Below are 18,404 nucleotides of genomic sequence, written 5' to 3'. Positions count from 1 at the left end.
ACTTGTCCATAGGATAGAAAATTGGAAAATCCAGAACGAAAGAAGCCCCATGCCCGCTACCTCTCCGAAAGCCGTCCGCCGCCAGCTCGCGGCCATAGCCATCCCCACGCTCGGCCAGCTCATCGCCGAGCCGCTCTACGTCATGGCAGACACGGCCTTCGTGGGCAGCATCTCGGATATAGCGCTCGCCGGCCTGTCCGTGGGCTCGACGCTCGTACTCACCAGCGTGGGTCTGTGCCTCTTCCTCGCCTACTCCACTACGTCGCGCGTCTCGCAGCTCATGGGGGCGAAGCGCACGCGCGAGGGCCTCAAGGCAGGAGTCGCCGGAGTGTGGCTCGCGGCCATCATCGGCATCGTGCTCACGGCAGCCTTAGTTCTCCTCGCCCAGCCGCTCAGCCTGGCTCTCGGTGCACGCGGTGCGGTGCTCGATGCAGCAGTCATCTATGTGCAGACCGCGAGCCTGGGCATTACGGGTACCCTCATCTCCTACGCGGCGAACGGCATGTTCCGCGGCCTCGGTAAAGCAGGCATTACGCTGTGGTCCGCAGTGGCGAGCGCACTGACGAACGTGGTACTCGACGCCTGGTTCATCTTCGGCTTCGGCTGGGGCGTGATGGGCTCGGGCGTGGCCACGGCCATCGCCCAGTGGGTCATGTGTTTTATTCTGCTCGCTTACCTCGGGCCGGTGCTGCGCCGAAACAGCGTGAGCGTGCGCCCAGACCTTCACGGCGTGCTGGCGAGCGCAGAAAACGGCGTCATGCTTTTCGTGCGCACGGCAGCTGTGCGTGTGGGCATGGTAGCCACGGTGATGGCTGCTACCGCGCTCGGCACGAGTGTGCTGGCCAGCTATCAGGCGGTCAATTCTTCCTGGAACCTCGCGCTAAACATCCTCGACGCCATCGGCGTAGGAGGACAGGCACTCGTGGGCGTAGCGCTCGGAGCGGGAGATATGCACCGAGCACGCATGCTCGTGCGGGAGATAGAGCGCGCAGGAATCGTCTGGGGAGCGTATGTGGGACTGGGATTTGCCGCATTCGGCTGGTTCGGTGCAGGACTGTTCACCACCCAGGCGGCCACAGCTCAGCTCATCGCCGTGAGCATGGTGGTCGTAGCGCTCTTCTTCCCGTACCACGGCTGGCTCTGGGCACTCGACGGTGTGCTCATCGGCGCGGGAGACTTTAGCTACCTCGCACGCGCGTGCGTGCTGGCCGCAAGCGTTCATGTGGCGGCACTCGCGCTCGCGTGGTGGACCCTGTCTGCTACCGGCGCGTCACCTCTCATGTCTGTGGTCACTCTGTGGCTCGTCTTTAACCTCGTGTTCATGGGCATTCGCGGCATGGGGAACATCCTGCGTGCGCATGGAGATGTGTGGATGGCAGCAGCCCTGGCATCCTCGAGACGCACAGAGGTTTAGAGCGCATCTGCTCCCGTCTCGCGCGTACGCACGCGTGTTATGGACTCCACGGGTGTGACCCACACTTTTCCATCCCCTATCTGGCCCGAGTATGCAGCCGCACAGATGGCATCCACGACCTCGTTCACACGCGCATCTTCGGAGACCACTTCGAAGCGCACTTTCGGCAGGATATCCACCGTGAACGTAGCTGAACGAAACACTTCCGTATGCCCACGCTGGCGTCCATATCCGTGGGCTTCCGAGATGGTCAGCCCATGAATGCCGAGAGTGGTCAGAGCCTCGATGACCGCATCCATAGTCTCTGGCTGGAGTATGGCTGTGATGAGTTTCATGAGAGTTATCCTTTCTGATTCTTCAGCACACGAGTCTCGAAGTGCAGTGCTGTTCCCGTGAGATCATAGGACCGCTCGCCATGCTGAGCGAGGTCGATGCCTGTCATCTCTGTATACGTGCTCACACGCCAGCCGAGAGTCTTTTCGAGGAGAATGGCTATGACCCACGTCATAGCCGCCGAGTATGCCATGGCCACGAGCGCGACGACCACCTGCAGGAGTGTGAGACGCACATCCCCCGTGGTAAAAAGCCCGTGGCTCGCAGAAAAGAGACCCACGCACACTGTGCCGAGCACACCACCCACACCATGCACTCCCACTACGTCCAGCGAGTCATCCACACCCAGCCGGTACTTCACGCTAATGGCGAGGTAACACACCACGCCCACAAGCAGACCTATGACCATGGCACTCAGTGGAGACACCACATCCGCCGACGGCGTGATTCCCACGAGTCCTGCCACCATGCCGGAAGCCGCACCCACAGGAGTGGCATGGCCGGTCTTCACCTTTTCCACAGCCAGCCACCCGAGTGTGGCCGTACACGCACACAGACACGTGGTGAGGATAGCGTAAGCAGCCGTGCCATTCGCTCCGAAGGCTGACCCTCCATTAAAGCCAAACCATCCGAACCACAGGAGAAAAGCTCCGAGAAGCACGAACGGCACGTTATGAGGAGTAAAGGCGGCAGTGCCGAAACCATGGCGGCGGCCCACCATCATCGCGAGGACCAGTGCAGCTACGGCAGCATTGATATGAACGACCGTCCCGCCGGCGAAGTCATGCGCAGGAACGCCGAAGAATTGAGAGAGAAAGCCATGCTCAGACAGCAGGCCGCCACCCCAGACCATATGCGCGAGCGGCGCGTAACACAGCAGCGTCCAGAAAAACGCGAAAACGAGCCACGTGCCGAACTTCACACGCTCGGCCAGCGCACCGCTGATGAGCGCCACCGCTACCACCGCGAACGTCATCTGGAACAGCGCATCCACCGTCACCGGATAGGAGCCCGAAGCAGAAAGTCCCGCAGCCGTATACACACCATCCTTCAGCTGGATGACGCCGCCGAGGAAAGCACCGGAGAAGGGGTCCGCGAAAAGCCCGAGCACCGAATGCCCGCCATACGCGATGGACCAGCCCCACGCCACCCAGGCCACGGCCACCACCGCCACCGCGCCGATGGACAGCATCATCATGTGCAGCGTCGCCTTCGCACGTACCATGCCGCCGTAAAAGAACGCCACGGCCGGCGTCATGAGGAAAACTAATCCACTCGATATGAGCATCCACGCTGTGTCCCCTGTACTCATCTGCCCCTCCTATGCTGTTCGTGCATCGAGGTATCTCGACCACTGATACAGCGAGGGTAGCCCGCGAGCATTTCGCACACAAAAGGCATCCGTAACGCTGAGGTTACGAATGCCTTGTCACATGTCGAACGTGTTTCGTGGAGAGCCTGCGCGAGCGCTGAGGCTGCTAGTCTCCGAGGATACCGTCCACAAATCCTTCCGCGTCGAAGCGTGCGAGGTCATCGGGGCCTTCCCCCAGCCCCACAAACTTCACTGGCACACCCAGCTCGCGCTGTACAGAGATGACGATGCCACCCTTCGCTGAGCCGTCCAGCTTCGTGAGCACGATGCCCGTGATGCCGATGGCCTGTGCAAAGACTTTCGCCTGGACCATGCCGTTTTGACCCGTCGTGGCATCGAGGACGAGAAGCACTTCACCCACAGGCAGCTTCTTTTCCGTCACGCGACGGATTTTCCCGAGCTCATCCATGAGATTTGCCTTATTCTGCAAGCGTCCCGCGGTGTCGATGATGAGCACGTTCGCGGCATCTGCCTCAGCACGCTCCGCCGCTTCGAAAGCCACGGAGGCTGGGTCTGCGCCTTCCTTATCACTGCGCACCACCGGCACGCCCACGCGGTCTGCCCACGTCTGGAGCTGATCTGCGGCGGCTGCGCGGAAGGTATCCGCCGCACCGAGCACGATGGATTCCATGCCTTCGCCGAGCAGCAGACGGGCGAGCTTACCCGTAGTCGTGGTCTTTCCGGAGCCGTTCACGCCCACCATCATGATGACGTGCGTGGCGCTGGCGTCCGGCTGCGCGTGCAGCTCAAGCTCGCGGTCATACGCCTGGCCGTGCGCGTCTGTCTGCACTGCCTGCAGAAGCTGTGCGCGCAGCATCTCGCGGATGGCCAGAGAGTTCTGCGCATCCTCGACGCGCGCGTCCTTCCTCAGCTGCTCGACTATCTGCTGCGAGGTTTCGGCGCCCACGTCCGCGAGCAGCAGCGTGTCCTCCACCTCTTCCCAGTCCGCTTCGGACAGGTTATCGCGCGTCAGAATGCTGAACAGCGCTTTCCCGAACGGGTTCGCCGAGTGTGCGAGCCGCGAACGCAGCCTGCGCATACGCGTGCTGCCGTCTTCCGGAACGTCGCGCTCTGGCTCCTTTTCTTCCGGAACGGTCAATTCTTCCGCGAGCTGCGGCTCATGAGCTGGAGGGAGAGCCGGGCTCTTCTTTCGCTGAACGAGAGCCCACGCCACCAGCGCGATGCCGACGATGAGAACGAGCGCTGCTACAAGCGCCCACACCACATGTATATCCATACGCTCCTACTTCACGTGCACAGGTACGACGGACGACCCGTCTCCGAGGTAGACGGGAGACTCCTCGGTGGAATCTGCCGCCGCATCCTCGCGCAGCTGTGCAGCTAACTCATGAATCCCATCCTGCGGCTCATACGACACCGGCATGCCCGATACGCGGGGCACAGGCTTAGGCTTCTCCTGCTCCTCGTCGTCTTCGTGCTCGAACGAGCTGAGGCCGCTCGCCTGATTATTTATCACAGCCTCGCCCTGCGCCCAGCGTATGATGAAATACACGAGCGCCACGATGACCGCGAGCCAAAAAAGGATTCCGAATACCATACTGCTTAGTCTACATCAGCGCCTACATTACGCCACTGGACGCGCCTATGTCCATCAGCCACTGGCGAAGGTCATTACACTCATCCAGGCTCACCGCATGATCCAGAGTCCTGTACTCGCACAGCTTCAGGAAGGAATATTCCTCCAGGAATGCTGCCAGCGAGTTCGACTCAAAGCGTGGAATCATGTCATCCTTCAAACCATAGCCATAAAAGACAGACGGAGAGAGCATCTGGAATGTCGCATCACCCGGATGCGAGCCTTCCACGATTCCCGGCGCCAGGAAGCCCGAAAGGCAGGCCGCTGCCTTATAGCGGTGCGGATTCAGACGCATGAGGTGGACGGCCAGCGCGCCGCCCTGCGAGAAGCCGAACGGCACCACTTCGCGCTCTTCCGGGATAAAGTCTGCTACCCAGTTATCTATGGCCACAGCCGCCGCATAGATGTCCCGGTCCAGGTCTTCGCCACTCGGCACAGCCTCGTGGAACCATGTATAGGCTCCGGTGACGGGCGCTGGAACGTAGCGCGGCGCCGTGCTACATGCAGCGAAGTCTGGGTCGTCGAAGGGGTCCATGTCATTCGGGTCGAGCAGAGTGAGCGGTGCGCGCAGAGAGACGTAATCGCTGTGTGGAGAGACGTAGTTTCCGAAGAACTCAGCGATGTCTTCTTCGTTCGACCCCCAGCCGTGCAGCAGCACGAACAGAGGGCGACGAGGATTATTCAGCCCGCGACCGCGCGAGAACAGTGCTTCGGACACGCGAAGCTCATCACCATAATGGCCAGATACCGCTATGGCTTTCCGGCCCGGTTCCAGTGGAGTGTGGTTCATACTTTCTCAGTGTAGCGCGAGCGTGGGGCAGATGGACGTGAAACCACGCCAGCGCCGAGTGCGGGAAAATTGACACACAAAACGCACACCTAGCCGGCCACTGACGTGCCGTCTGCACGGTACACTGGAACTATGCTTTTAAGTGATCACGACATTCTGCGCGCGCAGGAAGCCGGCGAGATCTCGCTGACGCCGTGGACGCCCGATATGGTACAGCCGGCGTCCATCGACGTGCGGCTCGACCGGTTCTTCCGCGTGTTTAATAATCATAAGTACACCTACGTGGACCCAGCGGAAGATCAGGGCGACCTGACCGAGCTGCACGAGGTGGATGCGAGCGAACCGTGGATTCTGCATCCAGGCGAGTTTATCCTCGGCTCCACGTACGAATACGTGCATCTCGGCTCGTCCATCGCCGCGCGACTCGAAGGCAAAAGCTCGCTGGGCCGCCTCGGCATCCTCACGCATTCCACGGCCGGATTCATCGACCCCGGCTTCGAAGGCCACATCACGCTCGAACTCTCGAACGTCAGCACGCTTCCCGTGAAACTCTGGCCGGGCATGAAGATAGGCCAGATGTGCTTCTTCCAGCTGTCCAGCGCGGCCGAGCATCCGTACGGCAGCGCGGCGAACGGCTCGCATTATCAGGGTCAGCGCGGGCCGACGGCGTCGCGTTCCTATGTCAATTTTTACCGTACCGACGTGTCCGGTGAGCTGAATCTAGACAAGGATAACTAAGCATTATGAGCATGAACAGCACTTCTCCTTCTTCTTCGGCGCGCACGTCCTCCTCAGCACGGACGTCCGGCCGCGCGCTCGCCATCCGCGCCGCACGCCAGACTTTCGCCTGGGCCTCCGGCGTCTCCGGCATCATCTTCCTCATCCTGCTCGCGCTCGTATGGCCGGGCCTCACGCGTGGCTGGGATGCAGGCATTACCTCGGCTGTGGTGGCCCATCGTAACGGCTTCCTGAATGTGGTGGCTCCTGCACTGTCCTCCTTCGGCGGGACGACCATCGTGCTCGTGCTCGCTGTGGTGGGACTGGCTCTGCTCGCGTGGAAGAAAAAGTGGCTGCAGGTGAAGATCTTCTTCGCAGCTCTGGCTGGAGACGTCATCATCGTCACAGCCTTCAAGCGCCTCGTTTCGCGCCCACGTCCGGACTCGTCGCTGTGGCTGGGGCATGTAGAAGACCAGCAGTCCTTCCCTTCGGGCCATTCGGCGAATAACACTGTGCTCTGGCTCATGCTGGCCATCATCGTCAGCACACTGGCGAAGAGCGAGGTGGAGCGCGCGTGGGCTCGCGTCTTTAACGTCGTGGCCGTAGTCATTCCGCTGCTCATCGGTCTGAGCCGCATTTATGTGGCGCATCACTGGACCACGGACGTGCTCGGAGGCTGGGCGCTCGGCTTCGCGTGGACCGCGTTCTGCGCGTGGGTGTACTTCGGCCAGCTCGCGCAGCTGCAGGCGCGCGGCGGCTCTGGGCGTGGGGCGATTCGCTCAAAAAACTAACTGCATAACAGAAAACGTCACGAAAGGACACTGCCATGGCTCGTTCCTCCTGGCTCAAACTCGCCGCGGGCGCCGCTGCTGTAGCAGGCGCTGCGTGGGCATTTGATAAGTATGCGCGAGAGAAGTTCCAGCGCTCTGGACTTTCTCTCGCGGTAAACAAGTACCTCGAGCTCACCCCTCACCGCACTGTCCAGCAGGAGATGGCGTGGCTCGACGAGCGCAAGGGCACCGAGCGCTCGGACCGCGGCCTTCCCGGGCTCGTCCTGAAGTCCGGCATAGCGTCCGTGTATGACGACGGTAACGACGCTGAGTCCGAGACCTTCGGCATGGCCACCTACCGTTTCGCACCGCGCGATGCTACAGTAGCCACAGCTGATGGCATCGCTCCTCGTACGACTATCCTCTACCTGCATGGCGGCTGCTACACGGGCGGCATCAGCGCGGCGCACGTGGCATTTATCAGCGCGCTGGCATCGCGTTATGGTGTGACTATCCTCGTACCGGATTACGATCCCGCACCATACGGCACAGCCGCGGACGCGTACCGCCACATTACGGCCCTCTATTCCACATTCCGCGAACTGAATCCGCACGAGCGCGTCATTCTCATGGGCGACAGCGCGGGCGCGGGGCTTGCGCTGGGGCTGGCTGCGTCGTGGGCTGAGACAGGATCTCGTTCTGGCTCTGGGGCTGTGCCGGCGCCGGAGGGCATCATAGCTATCAGTCCGTGGCTGGACGGCACTCTGGCCAATTCTGAGATTTCCGCATACACCGACCGCGACCCTGTTCTTTCGCCAGACACGCTGCGCGTCGATGCACGCGAGTGGGCTGGCTCGTGGAGCATGAGCGATCCTCGCATCTCGCCTGCTTTCGCTGATGCGAGTGCATGGGCTGGCTCGCAGGTCACGCTCCTCGTAGGCACGGATGAGATCTTCTTCCCGGATACCACAGACTTCGCCACGCGCCTGACGACGGCTGGCGTGAAAACGAAGCTGCACATCGCCGAGAAGATGACACACGACTATCCTCTCCAGCCTATCCCGGAGGCACGCGAAGCCTTCGACCAGATAGAGATGGCCATCATTCAGGCCATCGTGGAGTAACGCTCGGGGAACACAGCATACCATACAAAGTTACGCCTAAGATGTAGCCATTTCGGACCTATCGTGGACCGAAAAATGGCTACACCTTAGGCGTAAGTTTTTCTCATGTGGAGGAAGTTTTTCCTTACAGGTTTCCTCTACACAAAAAGGGGCCAGCCCGTGCTCGCGGACCGGCCCCTCCCCCTGCAAGAGGCGATAATGCTTACTTCGCTTGTACCTTAGTCCCTCGCACTGCGCGCATTATGAGCTTATACAGCTCAGAGAGCACGAGCACAGCAGCGGCCAGCCCCATAGCTTCCAGCCACTGGTGCGCATCCAGCGGCGTCGTACCGAATGCGGAGTTCAGTACTGGCACATAGATGACGAAGAGCTGCAGCACGATGGATAGTGCCATGGCTCCCCACAGCCACATGTTCGTGAACAGCCCCGAGAAGGCGGACTGCGTAGCAGAACGAGAAGCGAGAGCATTGAAAAGCTGAGCGAAAACGAGGATGGTGAAGCCCATCGTTCGCGCCTGAACTATAGCCTCGTCATGCGGAACTCCCAGCACAGCAGGGTCGGTCACGAGGCCGCCCGGCAGATACAGGTCGATGCCGATGAGCGTCACAGCAGCCATGACGATGCCGATGAACGCGATGTCTGCCCACATAGCCGCATCGATAACGCGTTCGGTCATCTTACGCGGCGCGCGCCCCATAACGTCATCCGTCTGGCCGTCCACGCCCATAGCGAGGGCCGGAGCGGCATCCGTCAGCAGGTTTATCCACAGCAGCTGTGTAGCCAGGAGCGGCACGGTCACGCCCGTGGAGGACGGATCCTTAATGCCGAGCACGCCAGCCAGCACCACGCCGAAGAAGACAGTGAAGACTTCGCCCACGTTCGAGCTGAGCAGGTAGCGCAGGAATTTGCGGATGTTATCGAAGATGACGCGGCCTTCGCGCACGGCGGCCACGATGGTGGAGAAGTTATCATCCGCGAGAATCATCTTCGCGGACTGCTTCGTTACCTCGGTACCGGTGATGCCCATGGCCACGCCGATGTCTGCAGACTTCACCGCAGGAGCGTCATTCACACCGTCACCCGTCATAGCCACGATGTTCCCCTGCTTCTGCAGAGCGTTCACGATGCGCATCTTATGTTCTGGCGCCACGCGTGCGTACACGGAGACCTGCTGCACGGCGGCCTGGAATTCCTCGTCGCTCATGGCGTCGAGCTGGTCGCCGGTCAAGGCGTTTCCGAAGCGCGCGGATACCGGCTCGCCCGTTTCCGCGCCGTCCGAGCTCGTGCCGTCCGCGCCCGACCCCAAGCCCGAGCCACCACCGTTCGTGCCGTCCGCGCGAATTATCCCCAGATCCGAGGCGATGCGCGCCGCAGTCAGCGGATGGTCACCCGTAATCATGATGGTGCGAATGCCCGCACGATGAGCCTCAGCGATGGAGTCGCGCACTTCCGTGCGTGGAGGGTCGATGATGCCCACCATACCAAGCCAGACATAATCCTGCTCGATGAGCTCACTCTGGTCAGCGATGTCCTCGATGTGACCGCTCGCATCCTTCTGAATGCCTGGCACATCACCGAGACTCGTCACATTCAGCGCGCGCGACGCCTGGCCGAGAGTACGGTAGGCCTGCGAGGACAGGCGCTCTACCTGGGCGAGCACATTCGCACGGTCCTCATCCGTCAGCGGGCGAATCACACCGTCCACTTCGATGAAGGAGCAGTGTGCGAGCAGCACGTCTGGAGCACCCTTCGCGTAGGCCACGAGCTGAGCAGAATCTGCAGCATTTCGCACGATGACCGTCTGCATCTTACGTTCGGAGGTAAATGGTATCTCTGCCAGGCGCTCCACGCTCTGGTACGAATCCAGCGCGTGTGCCTTCCGTGCGGCAACGAGGACGGAAGCTTCCGTAGGGTCGCCTACGATCTCCCACGTTCCGGCGCCGTCCTTACCCGCGCCCGAGCTCTGCTGCAGCTGCGCGTTATTCGCCAGCGCACCCACAGCCAGCGCACGCTCCACTTCGCGGCGCAGGTGCGACTGTGCTGTCACTTCGCTGCCATCCACATTCACGAGCATGCCCACTGGAGCGTAGCCCGTGCCCGTCACGCGCACTTCGCCACTCGGCGTGATGACAGTCTCCACAGTCATCTCATTACGCGTGAGCGTACCCGTCTTATCCGAGCAAATCACCGATGCCGAGCCCAGCGTCTCCACTGAAGACAGTTTTTTCACGATGGCGTTATGCTTCGCCATGCGCTGCACGCCGAGCGCCAGAACCACGGTCAGAATGGTGGCGAGGCCTTCTGGCACGGCCGCCACAGCGAGAGACACGGCCAGCAGCAGGGACTCGATGACGTCGTCGAGGCTATGGAAGCCTTCGAGCAGCCAGAGTGCTGCGAGCACCACCACGGCGATGAGCACCACGGCCACGCCGAGAATGCGCGAGACGTTATCCATCTCCTTTTCCAGCGGAGTGGCTTCTTCTTCGGTCTGGGAGAGCATGTCTGCTATCTTTCCCACCTGGGTGTTCATACCGGTGGAGGTCACGATGGCACGTCCCGTGCCCTGCGTGATGGATGTGCCGTTAAAGACCATGTTCGTGCGGTCGCCGAGGGCTTTCACCGAATCCAGCACAGCCACTTTCTTTGCTACCGGCAGCGACTCACCCGTCAGCGAGGCTTCAGCTATGCGCAGGCTCGCTGCTTCGAAGAGGCGTCCGTCTGCAGATATGGTGTCTCCCTCGCCGAGGATGATGACGTCTCCCGGCACCACTTCTGCCGTGGCGATGCTGGACACGCGGCCGTCGCGCAGCACGGTGGTCTGCGGGGTGGCCATCTGTGCGAGTGCTTCCACAGCTGCTTCCGCGCGATTCTCCTGAATGTATCCGAGCACCGCGTTCACGATGAGGATGAGGACGATGACGATGCAGTCAAACGGCAGCGGTTCAGCGTCTGCTGGGTTCGTACTGCGTTCGATGGTCCACGCCACGAAGGAGATGACGGTGGCCACGAGCAGCAGGTAGACGAGTGGATCCTGGAACTGCGCGAGGAAGCGCTTCCACGCGGGGTCTTTCGGCTTGCTCGCGAGCTCGTTTCGGCCGAACTTCGTCAGGCGCGCGGCTGCTTCTGCGGAAGACAGTCCGTGCTCGATGCTCGTATTCATGGCTTTTTCTACGGTAGAGACCTCGCTGATGGACGGGTCTGCGTCCCCGAACGGGTTACCGTATGCTGAGGTAGTGTGCACTGCATGCGTCGCAGAACTTCCCTGCGACTGTTCATGAGTTACACCGACGTTCTCGGTCATAACTTTCTCCTGGTCCGCCGCAGAGTAGTCAGCACGCGCGTTTTCACGCCTCGCGTGCTGTGCGGATATCTGATGTATGCGTTTATTCTACCGTATGTTCTGGAGAATCCTGTGATGCGTTTCGCGCTGAGCATGCGTAGAATATGCAGTATGACTATGGCCCATTTTCCCGCACCGCCCGCGCCGGTGACTCCCGCGCCGCCGCGACCGCGCATACCCGTCGTCACGATGCCGGAGCTGTCCTACACGGCCCCGCGCATTCCTGATCCGCCGGCCACCACATACCGCCGCCCTGAGGAGCTCGTACGCACGCACCAGCTCGGGTGGCTGAGGGGAGCGAGCTACGCGTCCACTCTGCGCGACACCGCGCGTAACCCGCGCTGGACGCCTCTGGCCACTGTGCCCATCTTCCTCGTCATCTATAACGTCTTCAGTCTCGCGGTTCTCGTGGCTGTGGTCTTCAGCGCGCTCGGCCAGCTGAGCATCGACTCCTTCCTGGACTTCACGCTGAACATGCGTCCGGCCACAGATATAACGGCCGACCCGGCGAATGCCACCGTTATCATCTTCCAGTTCGGCTCGGTGGCCATCATGCTTCCCGGCTTGTGGTGGACGCTGAAGATCATGAAACGCCAGAGTTTCGGCTCCTTATCCAGCGTCTTCGGCCATCTGCGCTGGGCTGCCGTTCTGAAGTCCACGCTCGTAGCCTTCGTCCTCTTCGCCGGCCTGAACGCGGGCTCCGTCCTCGTGGACATCGCCTCGGGCGCGCAGTATAGTCTGCGCCTGCCCTCGCTCGCCACGCTCCTGCTGGCCGTCACGCTCGTGCCCGTGCAGTGCGCGACGGAGGAGTATGTCTTCCGCGGACTTCTGCTGCAGGCTGCCGGCCTGTGGATTCCTCGTTCGGCGCATTTCCTCGTGCCAATTCTTCCGGCTCTTATCTTCACCTCCCTGCACATGTATGATCTCGTAGGACTGAGCACCATTTTCACGCTCGGTCTCATCACCGGATATCTGACCATGTATCTGGGAGGACTGGAAGCAGGGATAGGCATGCATGTGGCGAATAACGTGACCATCGTGCTCTTCGAAGCATTCGGATTCTACGACGCGTCCGGCGAAGCCGCGGCTACGCCGGTATGGACGGCTGTGGTGGACATCACCGTGCAGCTGCTCATCGCAGCTATCATCGTCTGGGGTGCGAAAAAGCGCCACTGGTTTGATGCTGCAGGCCCTGACCATGTGAGTCGCCTGCGTGATACTCTCCGCTCGAGCTACCGTAGGTGGCAGGATGCGCGCACGTATAAGGCCCAGCTGAAACGAGCGCAGAAATTGGCCATGCAGCAGTATCGCTACTCAAACCAGCCGCGCGGAACTCGCGTATAGTAGACACCGGCCGTCTCGCGCTCCCAGAGCAGGCCTATGTCGCCGTCCGGGCGCAGCACCATACACTGATAGACGTAATGGTACGGCTGCACGCAGCGCGAGCGCGCCCACGTGCGGCCGCCGTCCTCGCTCAGACGCAGCACGCCGCAGCCGCGGTACGGGCGCATGAGGCTCGCATTCGCGAACAGCACGCGGTCGTCCCCGAGGCTCAGCGCATTCGGCTGGCTGAAGATGTCCGGCACAGCGGCGTCGAAACTCGCGTTCTGCCAGGTCTCGCCGCCATCGTGGCTGATGGCTGTGCCTATGCGACCGGACGGATGCTGATTTCTGAAGAAGGTGAGCACGCTGCCATCAGCCAGTTCCACACAGGTGGATTCGGAGCTGACGAAGCGATTATCCTCAAAGTTCGAGATGTCCACGTCACTTTCGAAAACGCACTGTCCGCGGCGCCACGTCTCTCCCCCGTCATCCGAAATGAGCATGCCGCTGGCATTCATGACAGGATTTTCACCGCAGCAGTAATACGGGATGAGCAGGCGTCCGGCATGCGGGCCGTGGTGGAGCTGAATGCCGCAACCCGGACCGGTACCGAGGAATTTCATCCAGTCTTCACGCAGCATCCAGTCGATGTACCTGGGCTGTGACCATGTGGCGCCGTCATCATCCGAGTGGACTTCCACGAGGAAACTCGTGCGGAGGGTGAGAAGACTTTCTGCCGGGTCGAGGCCTTGCTTCCAGTGGATATTCCCCGCGGGAGTGCCGTTTTTCGTGACGAAGCCATCTGGGGCGACGTGGTACTCCAAGTGGCCGTCTACGGAGCCGTCTGGGTTCAGCGCGTACCGGCTGCCGTCGCGGTCCTCGAGGAGGAGACGGCCAGCATCGTCCGTACCACGCTCCTTCGTGGCATTCGCGAAACCTACTCCGCCCGGGAAATGGTCCACGAGTACGGTGATGCGCCCCGGATGCTCCTTCGAGAGCGTATCCACGACCATGCAGGAATCGATGGTGCTCGGACCGTCCACACTCGGACCGTCCGGTCCACTCGGATAAGCGATGACAGTCTGGAGAGGCTGCCACGTCTGGCCCCCGTCGAGGCTTCGGCGAATGACGAAGTGAATCTCATTCGGAGTGTCATTCGAGTTCACGAGGCGCTGGTCTGCTCCAGCGATGAGCACACCGCTGGGCGTAGTCACAAGGGAGGGAATGCGGTAGCTCGCCGAGCCTTCGTAACCAGAGTCGAAGAGCGCTGTGGTGGTCAGGGGCTCGCGGTGCGCGAGTGCAGCTATCTGCCCGTCTGTCAGTGGATATGTGTAGATGCCACCGTTCCGTACTTCGCCGAAGAGACGCTCGCCGGTCGAATTCTGGCCTATCCAGATGGCGTCGATGTCTTCTGCCGCCGAACCTGCCTCCGCGAAGAAATGCTGCCCTGGCTGATGCAGGGCGAGGAAACCGTCCACGTAGATGTCGATGGCACCGCGGAAAGCGCGGACCACGACATCGTGAAAATTGCCATCAGTCCAGAAGCCCTCAGCGCGAAACTCCTCCCACGTCCCGCGCACGCACACACGGTAGAGGAAGCCGGTCTCATCCACGCTCAGGCTGAGCACTTCGCGCCCACCGGTCGAGGCGGCGAGTACCGTGCCCTTCTGTCCGCGGCCGCGCACGCGCATGCGCGTGTGGAGCGTCCCACAGCTGAGCGCGCGCACAGCTGCCACGTCCGGTGCAGACACGTACGCGGCGCTGAACTCCACGTCCGGAAGCGGGCACGTGTAACGCGCGCAGACGTCCGCTGCGGCGAGGGCGCGCGGATGCGTGGTGAGCGACGTCAGCATGGCGGAAGTCTCGAGCGCTGAACCAGCCGGGGGCCGCAGATCAGCCGTGCAGGAGAACACCTGGTAGCCGTCGAGGTAGACGCGCGTGCCAAAGCCGGCGGAACTGGCGGCGTCCGAAACTCCCGAGCCGCTCACGCTGTCGACGGAAACGGGGGAAGCGGGGAAAGCGGGTGAAGCGAACGTCAGCACGAGCGTGTGCGGAGTGCCGAACGCTACGCCGTACGTATCCTCCATGTCGAGGACGCGGCCTGCAGCACGGAGAACGAGCGAGCCATGCTCGATGCTCAGCTGCCAGAGCGGGGCGGTGTCAGCAGGGTCGGTGCTGCCAGCGGGGTCGGACGCAGCCGGCGAGAGCTCTGTAGCCGGCGCGGACGATGCATGCGATACGGATGCATCCGGCAGCGCGGACAGCAGCACGCCATCTGTACGTGCTGAAAACTCTATACACAGGCTCGCTTCTGGGCCGGCGAGGTCGCCGTAAACGAAGCGGTCGGATACAGTCATGATGCCTTCCTCTCGGTTCTGGGGTCGGTCGGTACAGGTGCGGTACGGGGAGAGCGAGGAGGTGTCGCGGGAAGAGCGGGGAGAGCGGGAGGCGATGTAACGCGAGTTGTTTGTAAATCGTCTCACTAAGAGAGCTTCCAGAGCTCTATTTCCGGAAAAAATGAGATGATTTACAAACAACTTCTCGCCCTGACGCTCGTCTCTCCCCATCCTTCGATAGCCGAAGCCAGCGAAGTCAGACAGACGTCACGCCTCTGCGCCCTCTCCGCGCGAAAAGTGGGGCGGTTTTCGCTCCGCCCCACCCAGCAGCTTCAGCTTCTACGCCTTACCCGCGCGCCGGCTGCGGATACGCTCACCGGCAGCCTACTCGCGCTGACTATCCGCGCAGCCTATCCGCAAACCACGTCGTAATCGTGGTCGGATGCGTGATGGCCGTGCCCACGACCGCGCACCACGCGCCCATCTGCATAACCTGCGCGAGATCGTCCGGCGTGTGAATGCGCCCCTCACACAGCACCGGCACATCCGGGAACGCGTCGATCATCTGTCCGAGCAGTTCGAAGTCCGGCCCGTGCGTCTTCTCGCGCTCGCCCGTATATCCGGCCAGCGTGGTGGAGATGATGTCTGAGCCCGCGTCCACGGCCATCTTCGCGTCTTCGAAGCTTCCGCAGTCCGCCATAACGAGCGCTCCTTCCGCGTGCAGCGCTTCCACGGTCTGCGCGTACGTCAGCCCGTCTGGGCGCGGGCGACGCGTGGCGTCGAGCGCGATGATGTCCGCGCCGGCGGCCATGCAGCAGCGCGCGTGCCGCAGCGTAGGCGTGATGAAGACGCCCTCGTGCCCGTCCTTCCAGATGCCTATGACCGGCACTTCTACCTGCCCCTTAATGGCGCTGATGTCTGCCAGTCCCTGGCAGCGTATGCCCACCGCCCCGCCGATGACCGCGGCCTGTGCCATCTGCGCCATCGTCTCCGGATGGCGCAGCGGCTCGCCTGGGTACGCCTGGCAGCTGACCACGAGTCCGCCTTTGAGCTGTTCTATGAGTGGATGGACCATGATGTCTCCTTTGACTTGTGTTATTTTTTCTGTCAATTTTCCGTGTCTTTCAGCGCTATCGCTTCTGCTTACGCTTCCCGCAGATGGCGCTGAATGGCACTCGCCGCACCCACGAGTGGCGCGTCATCTCCAAGCTCGCCCTGGACGAGCTGAGTCTTCTGAACCAGTGGCAGCGCCGAGCTGAGGAATCCTGCGCGCAGCGCATCCCACCACTGCGGACCTGCTTTTACTACGGATCCGGAGATGATGATGACCGATGGATCGAAGAGGTTCCCCATGCCCGCTATGCACTCGCCGAGTGCGGTGGCCGATGTGGTCACTATCATGCGGGCGAATTCTTCCCCCTCATTCATGCGCGCCACCACTTCAGCACCATTCTCCACGAAGCTGTCCTGTCCAGCCTGCTCTTTACGCAGGTTATACAGCGTGGCGAGCCCCGTGCCAGATGCCACTGGCTCTATGTGCCCGGCAGTGGTTCCGCAGGAGCACAGCACTCCCTTCCCGAGGCCGTGCGGGATATGTCCAGCATGGCCTGCCACACCGTGTTCGCCCGTGAGGAGCTTACCGTGCTGGATATAGGCTCCGCCGATGCCCGTTCCCACGCCTATGGACAGGACGGAGTCATACCCCACTCCCGCTCCACGCAGCGCTTCTCCTAGACCATGTGCGCCTACATCTCCCACCATGTACAGAGGGATATCCGCGAGGCCACGTCCGAGGTGGATGGCTTCTGCCACGCGTGCTCCAGCCCAGCCTGGCATAGTGTCTGTAGCCGTGGCGATGAGCCCATGCTCGCTATCCACCACTCCTGCACTGCCTATGCCTATGCCCTTCAGCTCTATGCCTTGTGTCTTTGCTTGAGCCACCTGGCGTTCTACAAGGTGGACGATGCGCAGGAGCACATCCTGTCCGCCACGCTGAGCCATAGTAGGGATACGTTCCTGGCCGGTTACCGTGTAGCCCTCTTCGCTCAGTGTAACGAAGCCACTATTTACTTTCGTCCCGCCTATGTCGAGTGCGAGATACGTTTCTTCTGGTACTACTGCATTAGCCATGCTGAATCACCTCGGAGATATGCTTCATATAGCTCAGGCGAGTAGCGAGATCTGCATCTGCAGGCACGCACACCTTCGTTCCCACATATCCGTGCTCGAGCCAGCTTTCAGCAGCGCCAGCGAGCTGAACATCTGCTGCTACGCGCTCAGGAGTCATCCACGAGGTCGGCTCATCCACGCTCAGTGGAAGGTGCCCGTCTATCCACGCGTAGCCATACTGCGTAGCTTCTGGACCAGCTCCAGAGAACATAAGGCCTGCGAGTACTCCCGCTTCAGCACACGCGCGGACATGATTATCCGCCAGTTCAGCTGAGCGTCCTTCGACGACGCTACGTCCCCAGTTCACCGTTATGCCTATGCCGAGTTCCTTTGCGAGGTCTATCTCATCCTCGATGCTGAGGAATCCCTTTTCTGGCGTCTGACCGTCCACATACCTGTCGCAGTGCTCGATGACGAGCTGTGCTCCACCCCAGTCCCAGCTCAGGATGGTCTCGAGGCTTTCGCACATGGCTTCTTTACTGGCCAGAGCTCCCGGACGACCCTTAGGGCCCGAGTGGATTTCTACGAAGCGTACGTCCTGAGAACCACGCAGCTGGGCGAAGTCGGCGAGAGCTTCCCGTGCGGTATCGAGGTGTGCGAGCGCGGCTTGGCGCCCCTCGAGAACGCTACTAGCTAAGCCGAAGTCTGGGTTTTTCCCTATGTTCTGCATGGTGCCAGGAATCATGGTCACCGTATTCGCATGCCAGTGTGCTGGGACGTGGGCAGCGAGCCATGCACGCGTCTGCGGGTCAGCGAGTTCTCCAGGATATGGTATTTCCGCACCATCTATCCACTCTTCGCCAGCCAGCAGCGCATAGTATGCTTCTCGCCCCGACGCATCCCCTGGCTGCGAGGCGTACACGCCTGCCACCATCATGTGTGGGATGCGCACGCCTTCGGCCTTCACCCCTGTCTGTTCACTCATGTCACTCATGGATACACTCCTTCGTGTTTTGTGCCTATTTACTTTTCCACACAGAAATGAGCTTTCATTCCACTTTTAGTATAGCACAGTTGTCTGATGTCTGATAATTATATATAATATAAACAAGCACAGAATGCTGAACGCCCAGACCGTTCGTGCCGCGCCCACAAAACTCGCCGGCAGAACCCTACTGA

At 61.2% G+C, this 18,404-nt stretch carries 15 protein-coding genes; 5 read left to right on the top strand and 10 right to left on the bottom strand.

Annotated features, from left to right (window positions below; all coding sequences use genetic code 11):
* The first annotated feature begins 49 nt into the window (after positions 1-49).
* Entirely contained in the window at positions 50-1,414 is a 1,365-nt protein-coding gene (locus ALMA_RS00655) for an MATE family efflux transporter (RefSeq protein WP_094725947.1), read from the top strand.
* On the opposite strand, the gene ALMA_RS00650 is transcribed toward ALMA_RS00655, so the two are convergent.
* The 5 genes from ALMA_RS00650 to ALMA_RS00630 form a co-directional block, all read right to left on the bottom strand.
* The gene (locus ALMA_RS00650) at positions 1,411-1,749 is read right to left on the bottom strand and encodes a P-II family nitrogen regulator (protein WP_094725946.1); all 339 of its coding nucleotides are present in this window, start codon (positions 1,747-1,749) and stop codon (positions 1,411-1,413) included. The two genes, ALMA_RS00655 and ALMA_RS00650, sit on opposite strands and share 4 nt — an antisense overlap.
* Positions 1,750-1,754: 5 nt before the next feature.
* Positions 1,755-3,059: an ammonium transporter gene (locus ALMA_RS00645; RefSeq protein WP_094725945.1), complete on the bottom strand. Its 1,305-nt coding sequence runs from the start codon at positions 3,057-3,059 to the stop codon at positions 1,755-1,757.
* A 166-nt stretch (positions 3,060-3,225) separates the two neighbouring features.
* Positions 3,226-4,356, bottom strand: coding sequence for a signal recognition particle-docking protein FtsY (ftsY, locus tag ALMA_RS00640; protein WP_094725944.1), 1,131 nt, complete (start codon positions 4,354-4,356; stop codon positions 3,226-3,228).
* Between the two features lie 6 nt (positions 4,357-4,362).
* A complete protein-coding gene (locus ALMA_RS00635; RefSeq protein ID WP_086106911.1) occupies positions 4,363-4,677 on the bottom strand; it encodes a hypothetical protein in 315 nt (104 codons plus the stop codon).
* 22 nt (positions 4,678-4,699) lie between these two features.
* A complete protein-coding gene (locus ALMA_RS00630; RefSeq protein ID WP_094725943.1) occupies positions 4,700-5,506 on the bottom strand; it encodes an alpha/beta hydrolase in 807 nt (268 codons plus the stop codon).
* A 132-nt stretch (positions 5,507-5,638) separates the two neighbouring features.
* On the opposite strand from ALMA_RS00630, the gene dcd reads away from it, so the two are divergent.
* The 3 genes from dcd to ALMA_RS00615 are packed head-to-tail and all read left to right on the top strand — an operon-like array spanning position 5,639 to position 8,117.
* Positions 5,639-6,244, top strand: coding sequence for a dCTP deaminase (gene dcd, locus ALMA_RS00625; protein WP_094725942.1), 606 nt, complete (start codon positions 5,639-5,641; stop codon positions 6,242-6,244).
* A gap of 5 nt (positions 6,245-6,249) precedes the next feature.
* Entirely contained in the window at positions 6,250-7,014 is a 765-nt protein-coding gene (locus tag ALMA_RS00620; RefSeq protein WP_094725941.1) for a phosphatase PAP2 family protein, read from the top strand.
* Between the two features lie 35 nt (positions 7,015-7,049).
* Positions 7,050-8,117, top strand: a complete 1,068-nt coding sequence (locus ALMA_RS00615) for an alpha/beta hydrolase (RefSeq protein ID WP_094725940.1) — start codon at positions 7,050-7,052, stop codon at positions 8,115-8,117.
* Positions 8,118-8,319: 202 nt separating this feature from the next.
* Here ALMA_RS00615 and ALMA_RS00610 read toward each other — a convergent pair whose 3' ends face one another.
* Entirely contained in the window at positions 8,320-11,418 is a 3,099-nt protein-coding gene (locus ALMA_RS00610; protein ID WP_094725939.1) for a cation-translocating P-type ATPase, read from the bottom strand.
* A gap of 150 nt (positions 11,419-11,568) precedes the next feature.
* Here ALMA_RS00610 and ALMA_RS00605 point away from each other — a divergent pair, with 150 nt between their 5' ends.
* Positions 11,569-12,801 (top strand): CPBP family intramembrane glutamic endopeptidase, encoded by a 1,233-nt coding sequence (locus ALMA_RS00605; RefSeq protein WP_158520620.1) that lies wholly within the window; start codon positions 11,569-11,571, stop codon positions 12,799-12,801.
* Here the strand turns inward: ALMA_RS00605 and ALMA_RS00600 are convergent.
* The 4 genes from ALMA_RS00600 to ALMA_RS00585 all read right to left on the bottom strand — a co-directional run bounded on the left by ALMA_RS00600 (position 12,768) and on the right by ALMA_RS00585 (position 18,210).
* Complete coding sequence (locus ALMA_RS00600) at positions 12,768-15,137, bottom strand: sialidase family protein (RefSeq protein WP_158520619.1); 2,370 nt, start codon at positions 15,135-15,137, stop codon at positions 12,768-12,770. The two genes, ALMA_RS00605 and ALMA_RS00600, sit on opposite strands and share 34 nt — an antisense overlap.
* Positions 15,138-15,513: 376 nt before the next feature.
* Positions 15,514-16,191 carry an N-acetylmannosamine-6-phosphate 2-epimerase gene (locus ALMA_RS00595; protein ID WP_094725936.1) on the bottom strand — a complete coding sequence of 226 codons (678 nt, stop codon included), beginning with the start codon at positions 16,189-16,191 and terminating at the stop codon, positions 15,514-15,516.
* 68 nt (positions 16,192-16,259) lie between these two features.
* Positions 16,260-17,246, bottom strand: a complete 987-nt coding sequence (locus ALMA_RS00590; RefSeq protein ID WP_094725935.1) for an ROK family protein — start codon at positions 17,244-17,246, stop codon at positions 16,260-16,262.
* The gene (locus ALMA_RS00585) at positions 17,239-18,210 is read right to left on the bottom strand and encodes a DUF4862 family protein (RefSeq protein WP_377866934.1); all 972 of its coding nucleotides are present in this window, start codon (positions 18,208-18,210) and stop codon (positions 17,239-17,241) included. Before ALMA_RS00585 ends, ALMA_RS00590 begins: the two co-directional genes overlap by 8 nt.
* Positions 18,211-18,404 lie beyond the last annotated feature (194 nt).

It is taken from the genome of Alloscardovia macacae, from assembly GCF_002259705.1.
Lineage (GTDB): Bacteria > Actinomycetota > Actinomycetes > Actinomycetales > Bifidobacteriaceae > Alloscardovia > Alloscardovia macacae.
The sequence above is the reverse complement of the archived record's forward strand: the minus strand, read 5'-3'. Positions and strand labels throughout refer to the sequence as shown.

Excerpts from the sequence above, each read along its gene's own strand:
- ALMA_RS00655 (WP_094725947.1), top strand. The coding sequence starts at position 50 with ATGCCCGCTACCTCTCCGAAAGCCGTCCGCCGCCAGCTCGCGGCCATA.
- ALMA_RS00650 (WP_094725946.1), bottom strand. The coding sequence starts at position 1,749 with ATGAAACTCATCACAGCCATACTCCAGCCAGAGACTATGGATGCGGTC.
- ALMA_RS00645 (WP_094725945.1), bottom strand. The coding sequence starts at position 3,059 with ATGAGTACAGGGGACACAGCGTGGATGCTCATATCGAGTGGATTAGTT.
- ftsY (WP_094725944.1), bottom strand. The coding sequence starts at position 4,356 with ATGGATATACATGTGGTGTGGGCGCTTGTAGCAGCGCTCGTTCTCATC.
- ALMA_RS00635 (WP_086106911.1), bottom strand. The coding sequence starts at position 4,677 with ATGGTATTCGGAATCCTTTTTTGGCTCGCGGTCATCGTGGCGCTCGTG.
- ALMA_RS00630 (WP_094725943.1), bottom strand. The coding sequence starts at position 5,506 with ATGAACCACACTCCACTGGAACCGGGCCGGAAAGCCATAGCGGTATCT.
- dcd (WP_094725942.1), top strand. The coding sequence starts at position 5,639 with ATGCTTTTAAGTGATCACGACATTCTGCGCGCGCAGGAAGCCGGCGAG.
- ALMA_RS00620 (WP_094725941.1), top strand. The coding sequence starts at position 6,250 with ATGAGCATGAACAGCACTTCTCCTTCTTCTTCGGCGCGCACGTCCTCC.
- ALMA_RS00615 (WP_094725940.1), top strand. The coding sequence starts at position 7,050 with ATGGCTCGTTCCTCCTGGCTCAAACTCGCCGCGGGCGCCGCTGCTGTA.
- ALMA_RS00610 (WP_094725939.1), bottom strand. The coding sequence starts at position 11,418 with ATGACCGAGAACGTCGGTGTAACTCATGAACAGTCGCAGGGAAGTTCT.
- ALMA_RS00605 (WP_158520620.1), top strand. The coding sequence starts at position 11,569 with ATGACTATGGCCCATTTTCCCGCACCGCCCGCGCCGGTGACTCCCGCG.
- ALMA_RS00600 (WP_158520619.1), bottom strand. The coding sequence starts at position 15,137 with ATGACTGTATCCGACCGCTTCGTTTACGGCGACCTCGCCGGCCCAGAA.
- ALMA_RS00595 (WP_094725936.1), bottom strand. The coding sequence starts at position 16,191 with ATGGTCCATCCACTCATAGAACAGCTCAAAGGCGGACTCGTGGTCAGC.
- ALMA_RS00590 (WP_094725935.1), bottom strand. The coding sequence starts at position 17,246 with ATGGCTAATGCAGTAGTACCAGAAGAAACGTATCTCGCACTCGACATA.
- ALMA_RS00585 (WP_377866934.1), bottom strand. The coding sequence starts at position 18,210 with ATGAGTGAACAGACAGGGGTGAAGGCCGAAGGCGTGCGCATCCCACAC.